General features: G+C 73.2%; 12 protein-coding genes. 10 read left to right on the top strand and 2 right to left on the bottom strand.

Annotated features, from left to right (window positions below):
* The first annotated feature begins 257 nt into the window (after positions 1–257).
* From ACFCXS_RS11125 to ACFCXS_RS11090, 8 genes are all read left to right on the top strand, one after another.
* A complete protein-coding gene (locus ACFCXS_RS11125) occupies positions 258–1,331 on the top strand; it encodes a nitronate monooxygenase (protein WP_376642973.1) in 1,074 nt (357 codons plus the stop codon).
* Complete coding sequence (locus tag ACFCXS_RS11120; RefSeq protein ID WP_376642972.1) at positions 1,328–2,068, top strand: 16S rRNA (uracil(1498)-N(3))-methyltransferase; 741 nt, start codon at positions 1,328–1,330, stop codon at positions 2,066–2,068. Before ACFCXS_RS11125 ends, ACFCXS_RS11120 begins: the two co-directional genes overlap by 4 nt.
* A gap of 16 nt (positions 2,069–2,084) precedes the next feature.
* A complete protein-coding gene (locus ACFCXS_RS11115; protein ID WP_376642971.1) occupies positions 2,085–2,477 on the top strand; it encodes a VOC family protein in 393 nt (130 codons plus the stop codon).
* 49 nt (positions 2,478–2,526) lie between these two features.
* Positions 2,527–3,072 (top strand): hypothetical protein, encoded by a 546-nt coding sequence (locus ACFCXS_RS11110; protein WP_376642970.1) that lies wholly within the window; start codon positions 2,527–2,529, stop codon positions 3,070–3,072.
* A 45-nt stretch (positions 3,073–3,117) separates the two neighbouring features.
* Positions 3,118–6,312 carry a S41 family peptidase gene (locus tag ACFCXS_RS11105; RefSeq protein ID WP_376642969.1) on the top strand — a complete coding sequence of 1,065 codons (3,195 nt, stop codon included), beginning with the start codon at positions 3,118–3,120 and terminating at the stop codon, positions 6,310–6,312.
* A gap of 98 nt (positions 6,313–6,410) precedes the next feature.
* Positions 6,411–6,764, top strand: a complete 354-nt coding sequence (locus tag ACFCXS_RS11100; RefSeq protein WP_376642968.1) for a histidine triad nucleotide-binding protein — start codon at positions 6,411–6,413, stop codon at positions 6,762–6,764.
* A gap of 6 nt (positions 6,765–6,770) precedes the next feature.
* Positions 6,771–7,676 (top strand): ribonuclease Z, encoded by a 906-nt coding sequence (locus ACFCXS_RS11095; protein ID WP_376642967.1) that lies wholly within the window; start codon positions 6,771–6,773, stop codon positions 7,674–7,676.
* A gap of 20 nt (positions 7,677–7,696) precedes the next feature.
* Positions 7,697–8,689, top strand: a complete 993-nt coding sequence (locus ACFCXS_RS11090; RefSeq protein ID WP_376642966.1) for an adenosine deaminase — start codon at positions 7,697–7,699, stop codon at positions 8,687–8,689.
* A gap of 12 nt (positions 8,690–8,701) precedes the next feature.
* On the opposite strand, the gene ACFCXS_RS11085 is transcribed toward ACFCXS_RS11090, so the two are convergent.
* Positions 8,702–10,015 (bottom strand): MFS transporter, encoded by a 1,314-nt coding sequence (locus tag ACFCXS_RS11085; protein WP_376642965.1) that lies wholly within the window; start codon positions 10,013–10,015, stop codon positions 8,702–8,704.
* Positions 10,016–10,240: 225 nt separating this feature from the next.
* Positions 10,241–11,023 carry an IclR family transcriptional regulator gene (locus tag ACFCXS_RS11080; RefSeq protein ID WP_376642964.1) on the bottom strand — a complete coding sequence of 261 codons (783 nt, stop codon included), beginning with the start codon at positions 11,021–11,023 and terminating at the stop codon, positions 10,241–10,243.
* 79 nt (positions 11,024–11,102) lie between these two features.
* Here ACFCXS_RS11080 and ACFCXS_RS11075 point away from each other — a divergent pair, with 79 nt between their 5' ends.
* Positions 11,103–12,407, top strand: coding sequence for a glucarate dehydratase family protein (locus ACFCXS_RS11075; protein ID WP_376643032.1), 1,305 nt, complete (start codon positions 11,103–11,105; stop codon positions 12,405–12,407).
* Between the two features lie 254 nt (positions 12,408–12,661).
* Complete coding sequence (locus ACFCXS_RS11070; RefSeq protein WP_376642963.1) at positions 12,662–13,798, top strand: carbohydrate kinase family protein; 1,137 nt, start codon at positions 12,662–12,664, stop codon at positions 13,796–13,798.
* Positions 13,799–13,871: the final 73 nt, after the last annotated feature.

Genomic DNA, 13,871 nt, shown 5'->3' with positions numbered 1-13,871 from the left:
AGCGTTCAACGGGCGCTGACGCGAGCGGTTCGGCTGCTGCCGGGGGTCCGGGGGTTGCCCCCCCGGGCAGGCACAGTCAGCCGGGTCAGCAGGGGCAGTTCTCGCGGTTGAAGGACGCGTTCAACGGGCGCTGACGGGGCGCCTGTAACGGGTGATACGGGGCGCCTCCCGGGTGACGGGAGGTGCCTGTTCCTCTGGTCTATGCCAGTCGGCAGGCCGGTTTCGGGGTTGTTCGGAGGACGTGACAACATGCGGTCATGTCCTCCGCACTGACCGATCTCTTCCCCCACCCGATCGTGCAGGCCCCCATGGCGGGCGGCGTCTCCGTGCCGCAGCTCGCCGCGGCCGTGTGCGAGGCGGGCGGGCTCGGGTTCCTCGCCGCCGGGTACAAGACCCCCGACGGGATGTACCAGGAGATCAAGCAGCTCCGGAGCCTCACCGGCAGGCCCTTCGGCGTCAACGTCTTCATGCCGCAGCCCGAGTCCGCCGACCCCGCCGCCGTCGACGTCTACGCCCACCAGCTGGCCGGCGAGGCCACCTGGTACGAGGCCGAGCTCGGCGATCCGGACAGCGGACGCGACGACGGCTTCGAGGCCAAGCTCGTGGTGCTGCGCGACAACCCCGTACCGGTGGTGTCCTTCCACTTCGGCGTCCCGAGCCGCGAGGTCGTCGACACCCTGCACCGCGTCGGCACCTTCGTCCTGGCCGCCGCGACCACGCCCGACGAGGCCCGGGCCGTCGAACGGGCGGGCGCGGACGGGGTCATCGCCCAGGGCGTCGAGGCCGGCGGCCACCAGGGCACCCACCGGGACCTCCCCGAGACGGACCGCTCCGGCATCGGCCTGCTGTCGCTGATCGCCCAGGTCCGCGAAGCGGTGACCATCCCGATCGTCGCCGCCGGCGGCATCATGCGCGGCGGCCAGATCGCCGGCGTCCTCGCCGCGGGCGCGAGCGCGGCCCAGCTGGGCACCGCCTTCCTCGCCACGCACGAGTCGGGCGCGCACGCCCTGCACAAGCAGGCGCTGACCAACCCCCTGTTCATCCGCACGGAGTTGACCCGGGCCTTCTCCGGCCGCCCCGCACGCGGGCTCGTCAACCGCTTCCTGCGCGAGCACGGCCCGTACGCGCCCGCCGCCTACCCCGAGATCCACCACCTCACCTCGCCGCTGCGCAAGGCCGCCGCCAAGGCCGGTGACGCGCAGGGCATGGCGCTGTGGGCCGGGCAGGGGCACCGGATGGCGCGGGAGCTGCCCGCCGGGCAACTGGTCGAGGTGCTGGCCGGTGAACTGGCCGCCGCCCGGGCCTCGTCGACGGGTGGGGGCGTGCTGTGACGGCGCCGGTGTTCGTGGTCGAGCACTTCGACGCGGGCGGCGGCGGCCGATACGTCCTCGACGGGCCGGAGGGGCGGCACGCCGTCTCCGTGAAGCGGCTGCGCGCCGGAGAGGACGTCATCCTCACGGACGGGGCGGGCCGTTGGGCGGACTGCGTCGTGCTCGGCACGGAGGGCAAGGACCGGCTGATCCTCCAGCTCGACTCGTGGTCCGAGGAGCCCGCGGAGCAGCCCCGGGTCACCGTCGTCCAGGCCCTGCCCAAGGGCGACCGCGGCGAGCTCGCCGTCGAGACGATGACCGAGGTCGGTGTCGACGCGATCGTGCCGTGGGCGGCGGCGCGCTGCATCACGCAGTGGAAGGGCGAGCGCGGGGCGAAAGCCCTGGGCAAGTGGCGGGCGACGGCCCGGGAGGCCGGCAAGCAGTCCCGCAGGGTGCGCTTTCCGGAGGTCGCCGAGGCGGCCACGACCAAGCAGATCGCCGCCCTGCTGGCCGGGGCGGACTTCGCCGCCGTGCTGCACGAGAGCGGGGACACCCCCCTGGCCACCGCCGATCTCCCGGCCACCGGCGAGATCGTGCTGGTCGTGGGGCCCGAAGGGGGCGTGGCGCCGGAGGAGCTTGCGCTGTTCGAGGAGGCGGGGGCGCGGGCGTACCGCCTCGGGCGCAGTGTGCTGCGCACATCGACCGCCGGGACGGCCGCCGCGGCCGTGCTCCTGGCACGCACCGGACGCTGGTCCTGACTCCCTGGGAGGCACCGTGGAACTCGCGCAGGTTCGTCTGCTCGTGACCGACTTCTCCGCTTGCTACCGCTTCTACGGCGAGGTCCTCGGCCTCACACCGCAGTCGGGCGCGGCGCAGGGGCCGTACGAGAAGTTCAGCCCCGCGGCGGGCTCCGCGGGGATCGCGTTGCAGGACCGGTCGATGATGGCCGAGGTGCTCGACGAACTGGGCGACGCGGCGGCCGGTCACCGCTCCCTCGTGGTGCTGCGGGTGGACGGGCTGGACGCGTACTGCGAGGAGATCACCATGCGCGGTGCCACGGTGGTGCACGGGCCCGCGCCCATGACGGACCGCATGCGGGTGGCGCATCTCAAGGACCCCGAGGGCAACTTGGTGGAGCTTCAGGAGTGGCTGCTGCTGCGCGGCTGACGCCTTTGCGCCCTACCGCGCGGCCCCCGGCAGTGGCAGGCTCCCCTCCATGGGGGCTTCGACGAGGAACCGACTGGGGCCGCGCGGGCGGCGGGTGGCGGTCGCGGCGACGTTAGCCGTCGTGGCCGTGGGCAGCGCCGTCGCCTGCGAGCCCGGCAGCGTCAGCACCGCGTCCGTCGCGTACACCACCGACCGGACCGTGACCGACGAGCTCAACCGGCAGAAGGCGGACGTGCGGTGGCTCACGTGCACCGCCTCCTACGGGGAGAACGGCGGGAAGCCGTCACCCTCGGCGCGTGAGCGGACCGTCGCCACCGTCGACTGCCAGGGCGAGACCAAGGACGGCAAGGACATCACCGTCGACGGCAAGGTCACCCACGCGGTGGACGGCGCCTGCGTACGCGGGAAGATCACCGCCAAGGTGGACGGCAAGGTGTGGTTCCAGGTCGACGGCCTCGGTGACTGCGACTCCACCAGCCCGCCGCCCGTCGGCGGGCCCCCGAACGGGCAGCCCGGGCCGACGGTGACCGTGACCGTCACCCAGACCATCTGGTGCGAGCGGTACCCGGACTGCCGCCCCGTCGAGGGCAAGTGATCCGAACCCTGTCCGCGCGGCGTCGTCCCTGCATAGGGTGATCGGGTGACATCGCCTGCTTACCTCCGGTTCCCCCATGTGCACGGTGACCTGGTCGCCTTCACCGCCGAGGACGACGTGTGGCTCGCTCCACTCGACGGCGGCCGGGCCTGGCGGGTCAGCGCCGACAACATGCCGGTGACCCAGCCCCGCATCTCGCCGGACGGCACCACCGTCGCCTGGACCTCCAGCCGGGACGGTGCCCCCGAGGTGTTCATCGCTCCGGTCGACGGCGGTGCGGCCAGGCGGCTGACGTACTGGGGATGCCTCAAGACACAGGTGCGCGGCTGGACGCCGGACGGCGAGGTCCTGGCGATCAGTGCCCAGGGCCGGGCGAGCCTGCGCCGCACCTGGGCGCACGCCGTCCCGCTCGACGGCGGCCCCGCCACCACCCTGCCGTACGGACCCGTCGGCGACGTCGCCCACGGCCCGCACACGGTGCTGCTGTCCGCGCCGATGGGGCGTGAGGCGGCCTGGTGGAAGCGCTACCGCGGTGGCACGGCGGGCAAGTTGTGGATCGACCGCGAGGACGACGGGGAGTTCGTGCGGCTGCACGAGGACCTCGACGGCAACCTCGAGTACCCGCTGTGGGTGGGCGACCGGCTCGGCTTCCTCTCCGACCACGAGGGCACCGGAGCGCTCTACTCCTCCCTCGCCGACGGCTCCGACCTGCGCCGGCACACCGCTCTCGACGGCTTCTACGCCCGGCACGCCGCGACCGACGGCACCCGGGTCGTCTACTCCAGCGCCGGTGAACTGTGGGTGCTGGACGACCTGGAGGGGGCCGAACCGCGGCGGCTGGACGTGCGGCTGGGCGGTCAGCGCGTCGATCTCCAGCCGTTCCCGGTGAACGCCTCCCGGTGGTTCGGCTCGGCGTCCCCCGACCACACGGCGCGTGGCAGCGCCGTCGCCGTACGCGGCTCCGTGCACTGGGTCACCCACCGTTCCGGCCCGGCCCGCGCGCTGGCCGCGACCCCGGGCGTACGGGCCCGGCTTCCGCGGACGTTCCGCGCGGACGGCGAGCAGTGGGTGGTGTGGGTGACGGACGCCGAGGGCGACGACGCCCTGGAGTTCGCGCCCGCCACCGGACTCGCCCCGGGCGCGACACCCCGGCGGATCGCCGCCGGGCAGCTCGGCCGGGTGCTGGACCTCGCCATGGCCCCCGACGGCAGCCGAGCCGCCGTGTCCTGCCACGACGGGCGCCTGCTGCTGGTGGAGCGGGAGACGGGCGAGGTGCGCGAGGTCGACCGCAGCGACGACGGCGACGTGTCGGGCCTGGCCTTCTCGCCCGACTCGTCCTGGCTGGCCTGGTCCCACCCCGGCCCCCGGCCGCTGTGCCAGCTGAAACTCGCCAACACCACCGACCTGTCGGTCACCGAGGCCACCCCGCTGCGCTTCCAGGACTACGCGCCCGCGTTCACCCTGGACGGCAAACACCTCGCCTTCCTGTCGACCCGCTCCTTCGACCCGGTCTACGACGAGCACGTCTTCGACCTGGCCTTCGTGGTGGGCGCCCGGCCGCATCTGATCACCCTCGCGGCCACCACGCCCTCCCCGTTCGGGCCGCAGCGGCACGGCAGGTCCTTCGAGACGCCCGACCGGGAGGAGACCCCGGACAGCGAGGGCACCCCCACCACCCGCATCGACCTCGAAGGCCTCGCCGACCGCATCGTGCCCTTCCCGGTCGAGGCCGCCCGCTACACCGACCTGCGGGCCGCCAAGGACGGCGTCCTGTGGCTGCGGCACCCGGTCGCCGGGGTCCTCGGCGCGTCCCGGGCCACCCCGGACGACCCCGACCCCAAGTCCGAGCTGGAGCGCTACGACCTCGCCCAGCAGCGCGTCGAACATCTCGCCGTCGACGCCGACCACTTCGCGGTCAGCGGCGACGGCAAGCGGGTGCTGCTGTGGACCGACGGGCGGCTGAAGGTCGTCCCCAGCGACCGGCGCGCCTCCGGCGACGACGACAGCGACTCCAACATCACCGTCGACCTGGGCCGCGTCCGCCAGTTCGTCGACCCGGCGGCCGAGTGGCGCCAGATGTTCGACGAGAACGGCCGCATCATGCGCGACCACTTCTGGCGTCCGGACATGAGCGGCGTGGACTGGGACGGTGTCCTCGACCGCTACCGCCCGGTCGTGGACCGGTGCGCCACCCACGACGACCTCGTCGACCTGCTGTGGGAGGTCCAGGGCGAACTCGGCACCTCACACGCCTACGTCACCCCGCGCGGCGGGCACGGCGCAGGCACCCGCCTCGGCCTGCTCGGCGCCGACATCTCCCGCCACGAGGACGGCAGTTGGCGCGTCGACCGCATCCTGCCCTCCGAGACCTCCGACCCGGACGCCCGCAGCCCGCTGGCCGCGCCGGGCGTCGCGGTGCGCCCCGGAGACGCCGTCGTGGCGGTCGCGGGACAGCCCGTCGACCCCGTTCTCGGCCCCGGCCCGCTGCTGATCGGCACGGCCGGCAAACCGGTGGAGCTGACGATCTCCCCGTCCGGCGGCGGCGACCCGAGGCACGCCGTCGTCGTCCCGGTCGCCGACGAGGAACCCCTGCGCTACCACGCCTGGGTCGCCGACCGCCGCGCCTACGTCCACGAGAAGTCCGGCGGCCGCCTCGGCTACCTCCACGTCCCGGACATGCAGGCCCCCGGCTGGGCCCAGATCCACCGTGACCTGCGCGTCGAGGTCGCCCGCGAGGGCCTGGTCGTCGACGTCCGCGAGAACCGCGGCGGCCACACCTCCCAGCTGGTCGTCGAGAAGCTGGCCCGCCGCATCGTCGGCTGGGCCGTCCCGCGCGGCATGCGCCCCTACAGCTATCCGGAGGACGCCCCGCGCGGCCCCGTCGTGGCCGTCGCCAACGAGTTCTCCGGCTCCGACGGCGACATCGTCAACGCGGCGATCAAGGCCCTCGGCCTCGGCCCGGTGGTCGGCACCCGCACCTGGGGCGGCGTCATCGGCATCGACAGCCGCTACCGCCTGGTCGACGGCACCCTGGTCACCCAGCCCAAGTACGCCTTCTGGCTGGAGGGTTACGAGTGGGGGGTGGAGAACCACGGCGTGGACCCGGACGTGGAGATCGTCCAACGCCCGCAGGACCACGCGGCGGGGAGGGACACCCAACTCGACGAGGCGATCAGGCTGGCACTGGAGAGCCTGGAGACAGCACCGGCAAAAACGCCCCCGGCCATGCCAACCCTCTAAGGGCGCGGGGAACTGCGCGACCAGCCACGAACCACCCGCACCCGACGACGATACGATGCCCGAGTCGGACACAAGATCGGCCAACCCCCGGAGGGACCATGGCAGGGGAACCCCAGGAAGACTGCCTGTTCTGCAAGATCGTCGCAGGCGCCATCCCGGCGACGATCGTCCGCCAGACGGAGACGACCATCGCGTTCCGCGACATCAATCCGCAGGCCCCCACACACGTCCTGATCATCCCCAAGGCGCACCACGAGAACGCCGCAGCCCTCGCCGCCGCCGACCCGGCCCTCACCGCCGACGTGCTCCGCGAGGCCCAGGCCGTGGCGGACGAGGAGAAGCTCGACAGCTACCGCCTCGTCTTCAACACGGGCAGCGGCGCCGGCCAGACCGTCTGGCACGTACACGGACATGTGCTCGGCGGCCGCGGTCTCGAATGGCCGCCCGGGTAGTCCGCCTTGTCCGTACGTGAACTCGTGGTCCTCGGTACCGCCAGCCAGGTCCCGACCCGGCACCGCAACCACAACGGCTACCTGCTGCGCTGGGACGGCGAGGGCATCCTCTTCGACCCCGGCGAGGGCACGCAGCGCCAGATGCTGCGCGCCGGGGCCGCCGCCCACGACCTGAACCGGATCTGCGTCACGCACTTCCACGGCGACCACTCCCTCGGCCTCGCCGGTGTGATCCAGCGCATCAACCTCGACAAGGTCCCGCACGAGATCACCGCCCACTACCCCCGCTCCGGGCAGCGCTTCTTCGACCGGCTCCGGTACGCCACCGCCTACCGCGAGACCGTGGGCATCACCGAGGCCCCGGTCGCCGCCGACGGGCCCCTCGCCCGTACGGACGGCTACACGATCGAGGCCCGGAAGCTGTCGCACCCCGTGGAGTCGTACGGCTACCGGATCGTCGAGCCCGACGGCCGGCGCATGCTGCCCGAGCGGCTCGCCGCGCACGGCATCAAGGGCCCGGACGTGGGCCGGATCCAACGCGAGGGCGCACTCGGCGGGGTCTCGCTGGAGGACGTCAGCGAGACGCGGCGCGGGCAGCGGTTCGCGTTCGTCATGGACACCCGGCTCTGCGACGGCGTGTACGCCCTGGCCGAGGGCTGCGACATGCTCGTCATCGAGTCGACCTTCCTCGACGAGGACGAGGAACTCGCCGTGGAACACGGTCACCTGACGGCCGGTCAGGCGGCACGGGTGGCCCGGGACGCCGGCGTGCGGCACCTCGTGCTGACCCACTTCAGTCAGCGTTACACGGATCCCGACGAGTTCGAGCGGCAGGCCCGGGCCGCCGGGTACGAGGGTGAGCTGACCGTGGCGCACGATCTACTCAGGGTGCCGGTTCCGAAGCGTCGGTGAAACGGCCGTACGATGAGTTGATGTCCCTCCCCAAAGCCGAACTGCACCTTCACATCGAAGGCACCCTGGAACCGGAGCTCGCCTTCGAGCTCGCCGCGCGCAACGGCGTCACACTGCCCTACGCCGACACGGACGAGCTGCGCGAGGCCTACCGGTTCGAGGACCTGCAGTCCTTCCTGAACCTGTACTACGAGCTCATGGCCGTCCTGCGCACCGAGCGGGACTTCGAGGACCTGGCGAACGCCTATCTCGCCCGGGCCGCCGCGCAGGGTGTGCGGCACGCGGAGATCTTCTTCGACCCGCAGGCCCACACCGGCCGCGGTGTCGAGATCGGCACCGTCGTCGAGGGGCTGTGGCGGGCGCTGGGGAACAGTGAGGCCGACCACGGCGTCTCGACCCGGCTGATCCTCTGCTTCCTGCGCGACGAGTCCGCCGAGTCGGCCCTGGCCACGCTGGACGCGGCCAAGCCGTATCTGGACCGGATCACCGGCGTCGGACTGGACTCCGCCGAGGTCGGGCACCCGCCGGTGAAGTTCCGCGAGGTCTACGAGGCCGCCGCAGCGCTCGGTCTGCGGCGGGTCGCGCACGCCGGTGAGGAGGGCCCGCCGGAGTACATCACCGAGGCGCTGGACATCCTCGGCGTGGAGCGCGTCGACCACGGGCTGCGCTGCGTGGAGGACCCGGCGCTGATGGAGCGGCTGGTGCGGGACCGGGTGCCGCTGACGCTGTGCCCGCTGTCCAACGTCCGGCTGCGCACGGTCGACACCCTCGCCGACCACCCGCTGCCGGCCATGCTCGACGCAGGCCTCATGTGCACGGTCAACTCCGACGACCCGGCCTACTTCGGCGGCTACGCGGGCGACAACTTCGACGCCGTGCGCGCCACCCTCGGCCTCACCGAGGAGCGGCTGCGCGAGCTGGCCCGCAACTCCTTCCTCGCCTCCTTCCTGGAGGACGACGAGGAGCTGCGGGCGCGGTATCTCGCCGAGGTGGAGTCGTACACCTTCGGTTAGTCCGGGCAGGTCTCAGAAGACCTCCGACCCCGCCTTGCCGTAGGCACGCTGGGCGGGGACGGCCGGGGTCTCCACCTCGATCTCGATCACCGGCTGTTCCGGGGCACCGATCTCGGGAACAGCGCCGGTGTGCGCACCCGGGGCGGCGGCGACCAGGGCGGCCGGGTGCCCGCCGCGACGGCGGATCGCACCGGGCAGCAGCGGCCGTCCACCGGTGTGCAGGGCGACGGCGGTCATCGGCAGGGCGATCACCAGCAGTCCCGCGCCGAGGACCGCGCCCATGACCGGGAACCCGGCCTGCGCCGACAGCACACTGCCGGTCAGCGGCCCGGCGGCGGTCCCCAGCGAGGACGCCGAGCCGACCAGCACCGCCCAGCGGCCGCGCGGGTCGAGCGAGGCGGCGAGCCCGATGAGGTACGACAGCACCACCGGGTAGAGCGTGTTCCAGGCGATCTCGCCGGCCGCGAAGCTCCCCAGGTCGGTCGCGGAGGCGCTGAGCGCGATACAGGCGGCGATGAGGACGGTGCCGCCGCCGATGGGTATCGCGCGTCCGAGGCGGGCCCCGAGGGCGCCCGCCGCGAGGACCCCGGCCAGACCGGCCCCGAGGCCGAGGGCGAAGACGACGCCGACCGTCGCCTCGCCGAGGTGCACCTGTTCGAGGCCGATCCGTCCGCTCACGCCCCACAGGGAGTTCTGGGCGAGCGACCAGCACACCATGGCGGCGGCCAGCAGCAGACCTGAACGGGCGTGCGGCAGCCGGGCCTTGTCGTGCCGGGCGGGCGCGACGGGCGTGCCGACGGGGAGGCGGCCGGTGAGCGGCCAGACTGCGAGGGCTGTGAGGGCGATCGCGGCCAGTGGCAGGCCGTGCCCCGGGCCGAGGTGCGGCACGGTCAGGTACACGGCGCCCGCGAGGGCGGAGACGGTGAGCAGCCCGGCCGTGGAGGCCCGGTGCGGATCCTTCTGACCCGCGATGAGGGTGGCCGCGACGGTGGTGGCCGTCCCGGAGCCGAACCCGCCGACGACCGCACCGGCGACGACAGCGGGGATCGCGGTGGTCAGGGCGGCGGCGCCGTAGCCGAGCAGGGCCAGGGCGAGGCCGAGCCGGGCGAGGGTGCGGGCTCCGACCCGCTCGACCCGGGCGGCCAGGACGAATCCGGCGGTGGCCGAACTCAGCAGCAGGGCGCTGCCGACGGCACCGGCCTGGGTGGCGGAGAGCGGAAGGTCCGAGTCGAGTCTGCCGACGGTGGTGGGCAGCAGATACGGAGCGAGGTACCCGGCCGTGAAAAGGGCGACGAGGGGCCAGGGAGTGGTGCGGGGGGCGAACACGGGCGTTCCCAGGGCATGCGAAAGGAGCGGGGGAAAGGGGGGATTGGGCGACGACCGTCGACGGACAGGAACGCGCGAGCAATTTGTATCAAGCACGTAGTCACCCACGGGAGCCCGGGGTGTGTGATCTGGAGCACGTTGTGTTTGGGGGGATGAAGGGCGGGTAGACGAAGGCTTTTTGCCAGGTGTCGAGCGTGCTGTCGCTGACGCTCGTGGGTGCTTCGGCTAACGCCAGTGCACCGCTCCGGGCCCCCCTGGAACGGCCGCCTCGGCCTTCGCCCGGACCTCGCGCATCACGGCGACGATCCGCTTCTCGTGCTCGGGGGTGAGCCGGGCGACCGGCACCGAGCAGCTGATCGCGTCCTGCGCCGGGGTGTCGTAGCGCAGGGCGAATCCGAAGCCGACGATGCCGGGCACGCCCTCCTCGCGGTCCACGGACCAGCCGCGTGAGCGGATCTGTGCGAGGTCGGCCGTCAGGGGCTCCCTGCTCGTGTGCGAGTTCGGGGTGAGCGCCTCGTACGGCCCCTCGGGCAGTTCCCCGTCCGGACGTTCCGCCAGCAGCGCCTTGCCGAGGGCTCCGGCGTGAGCGGGCAGGCGCCGTCCCACCCGGCTGATCGTGCGCAGGTACTCGTGCGACTCCCGCGTCGCCAGGTACGCCACGTCCCGGCCGTCCAGCCGGCCCATGTGGATGGTCTCGCCGAGCGCCTCGGACGCCTCGTCGAGGAACGGCCGCACGGCCCGGACCCGGGGGTCGGAGTCGAGGTAGCTCGTGCCGGTGAGCAGGGCGTGGATGCCGATTCCGTACAGGGAGCCGGTGATGTCGGTACGGACCCAGCCGCGCGAGATCAGGGTCTGCAGCAGCGCGTACATCGAGCTGCGCGGCACGCCGAGTTCGTCCGCCAGCTCCTGGAGCCGGGCCGGGCGGTCGCCGCGCGCGGCGAGGAGCTCCAGCAGCTCGACCGTGCGCGCCGCGGACTTCACCTCGCGGACGCCCCCTGTGTCTGACATGCGCCGATGGTAATCGGGCCGCCCGGACGGTTGACGTTCTCCCACCCGACCAGCATTCTCATACGTGGATGACATCTATATGGGGAGACAGCTCGTGGACCTCACCATCACCGACGTACGGCTCACGCCGATCCTGGTCGCCGACCCGCCGCTGCTGAACACCCAGGGCGTGCACCAGCCGTACACGCCCCGGCTGGTCGTCGAGGTCGTCACGGCGGACGGGATCACCGGCGTGGGGGAGACCTACGGCGACGCCAAGTACCTGGAGCTCGCCCGGCCCTTCGCCGAGCGGCTGGAGGGACGCCAGGTCAGCGATCTGAACGGCCTGTTCACGGTCGCGGACCAGGTCGCGGTGGACGCCTCCCGCGTCGAGAACGCCGTCGACGTCGGCGGACTGCGCGGTGTCCAGACCGCCGACAAGCTGCGGCTGTCCGTCGTCTCCGGCTTCGAGGTCGCCTGCCTGGACGCCCTCGGCAAGGCGCTCGGACTGCCCGTGCACGCGCTGCTCGGCGGCAAGGTGCGCGACGCCGTCGACTACAGCGCCTACCTGTTCTACAAGCGGGCCGCCCACCCCGAGGGCGTACCGGCCGAGAAGGACGACTGGGGCGCCGCCCTCGATCCGGCCGGAGTGGTGGAGCAGGCCCGCCGCTTCACGGAGCGCTACGGCTTCACCTCCTTCAAGCTCAAGGGGGGCGTCTTCCCGCCCGACGAGGAGATCGCCGCGATCAGGGCCCTCGCCGAGGCCTTCCCCGGGCACCCGCTGCGGCTCGACCCGAACGGCGCCTGGTCAGTGGAGACGTCCGTGAAGGTCGCCCAGGAGCTCGGGGACGTCCTCGAGTACCTGGAGGACCCGGCGCTCGGTACACCCGCAATGGCCGAGGTCGCCCGGCGCACCGGAGTGCCGCTCGCCACCAACATGTGCGTGACGACGTTCGCCGAGATCGAGGAGGCCTTCACCCGGGGCGCCGTCCAGGTGGTCCTCTCCGACCACCACTACTGGGGCGGACTGCGCAACACCCAGCAGCTCGCCGCGATCTGCCGCACCTTTGGGGTCGGCGTGTCGATGCACTCCAACACCCACCTGGGCATCTCGCTCGCCGCGATGACACATGTGGCGGCCACCGTCCCGAACCTCCACCACGCCTGCGACTCCCACTACCCCTGGCAGTCCGAGGACGTCCTCACCGAGCGGCTCGTCTTCGAGGGCGGCCGGGTCGCCGTGTCCGACGCGCCCGGCCTCGGCGTGCGGCTCGACCGCGAGCGGCTGGCCGCACTGCACCGGCGGTGGCTGGACGACGACGGCGGCCTGCGGGACCGCGACGACGCGGCGGCGATGAGGGCCGCCGACCCGGACTGGGTGACCCCCGCGATGCCCCGCTGGTAGTCCCCGTGGGTGCCCCGGGATGGGCGCGAGAGAGCTTCGCGCGGGTTCGCGGGGCTGGGGTGGGGCCGGTGCCGTGGCGGGGCGCGACGGGGCTCTGCGTGGGCTCGCGGGGCCGGGGTGGGGTCGGTGCCGTGGCGGGGCGTGAGGGGGCTCTGCGTGGGCTCGCGGGGCGGGTGGGTCCTGCGTGATCGGCGTCACGTCGTCGGCGATGTGGTGCAGACTGGCCTGATCCGCACCACGTCAGGGAGCGCATCGTGACCGCGTCCACCGCCCCGGCCGGAAAAGGCCCGGCCGGAAAGGCATCGCACCGCCAGAGCCAGGTCGACCCCCTCGCCCCCCTGCGCACACCGGACGACCCGCCCTGGGACGTCTACCTCACCGGCACCGTCTTCCTGGACATCATCTTCACCGGCCTCGACTCCGCCCCGGTGCGCGGGACGGAGTCCTGGGCGCGCGGGATGGGGTCGAGCCCCGGCGGCGTCGCCAACATGGCGACGGCCCTGGCCCGCCTCGGCCTGCGCACGTCCCTCGCGGCGGCCTTCGGCGACGACCACTACGGCGACTACTGCTGGGACGCCCTCGAACACGGCGAGGGCATCGACCTCTCCCCGTCGCGCAGGGTGCCCGGCTGGCACTCCCCGGTGACCGTCTCCATGGCCTACGAGGGGGAGCGCACGATGGTCTCGCACGGCCACGAGCCACCCCCAGAGGAGCCCGCGCCCGCCTGCCCGCCCCGCGCGCGTGCCGCCGTCGCCTCCCTCGCACCGGGCGTGAGCGCGCCCTGGATCGCCCAGGCCGCGAGCAACGGCACCCGGGTGTTCGGCGACGTCGGCTGGGACGACACCGGCGCGTGGGACCTGGCGGGCCTGCCCGACCTGCGGCACTGCGAGGCGTTCCTGCCGAACGCGGAGGAGGCCATGCGGTACACGGGCGCGGACTGCCCCCGGGCCGCCGCCCATGCCCTGACCGAGCACGTGCCGGTCGCCGTGGTCACCCTCGGCGCCGACGGGGCGTACGCGGTGGACCGGCGTACCGGGGAGACGGCGGAGGTGCCGGCCATCGCGGTCGAGGCACTCGATCCGACCGGCGCCGGAGACGTGTTCGTCGCCGGGTTCGTGGCCGGGACCCTGGCGGACTGGCCGCTCGCCGACCGGCTGGCCTTCGCCGGGCTGACGGCGGCGTTGTCGGTGCAGGAGTTCGGCGGGTCGCTGTCGGCGCCGGGGTGGTCGGAGATCGCGGCGTGGTGGCGGGAGGTGCAGTCGGTGGCGGAGCAGTCGCCCGCGGCGTTGGAGAGGTACGGGTTTCTGGCGGGGCTGGTGTCGGAGGAGCTGGTTCGGCCCTGGCCGTTGCGGCGTGCCGTACCCACGATCGGGTTCCGGCACTCGGCGTGACCCCCTGCCCCGCCAGGGGGCTCCGCCCCCTGGACCCGGTCCCCAAAACCCCTACGGCGTTGTCAGTCCCCCG

Source organism: Streptomyces sp. NPDC056373 (assembly GCF_042262425.1).
In the GTDB taxonomy this organism is placed as follows: Bacteria; Actinomycetota; Actinomycetes; order Streptomycetales; family Streptomycetaceae; genus Streptomyces.
Note: the sequence above shows the minus strand (reverse complement) of the source record. Positions and strands in the feature narration are given on the sequence as shown.

What these genes read in the sequence shown, in the direction of transcription:
- ACFCXS_RS11080 (WP_376642964.1), bottom strand. Translation starts at nt 11,023, where the DNA reads ATGTCAGACACAGGGGGCGTCCGCGAGGTGAAGTCCGCGGCGCGCACG.
- ACFCXS_RS11100 (WP_376642968.1), top strand. Translation starts at nt 6,411, where the DNA reads ATGGCAGGGGAACCCCAGGAAGACTGCCTGTTCTGCAAGATCGTCGCA.
- ACFCXS_RS11075 (WP_376643032.1), top strand. Translation starts at nt 11,103, where the DNA reads ATGGGGAGACAGCTCGTGGACCTCACCATCACCGACGTACGGCTCACG.
- ACFCXS_RS11125 (WP_376642973.1), top strand. Translation starts at nt 258, where the DNA reads ATGTCCTCCGCACTGACCGATCTCTTCCCCCACCCGATCGTGCAGGCC.
- ACFCXS_RS11110 (WP_376642970.1), top strand. Translation starts at nt 2,527, where the DNA reads ATGGGGGCTTCGACGAGGAACCGACTGGGGCCGCGCGGGCGGCGGGTG.
- ACFCXS_RS11090 (WP_376642966.1), top strand. Translation starts at nt 7,697, where the DNA reads ATGTCCCTCCCCAAAGCCGAACTGCACCTTCACATCGAAGGCACCCTG.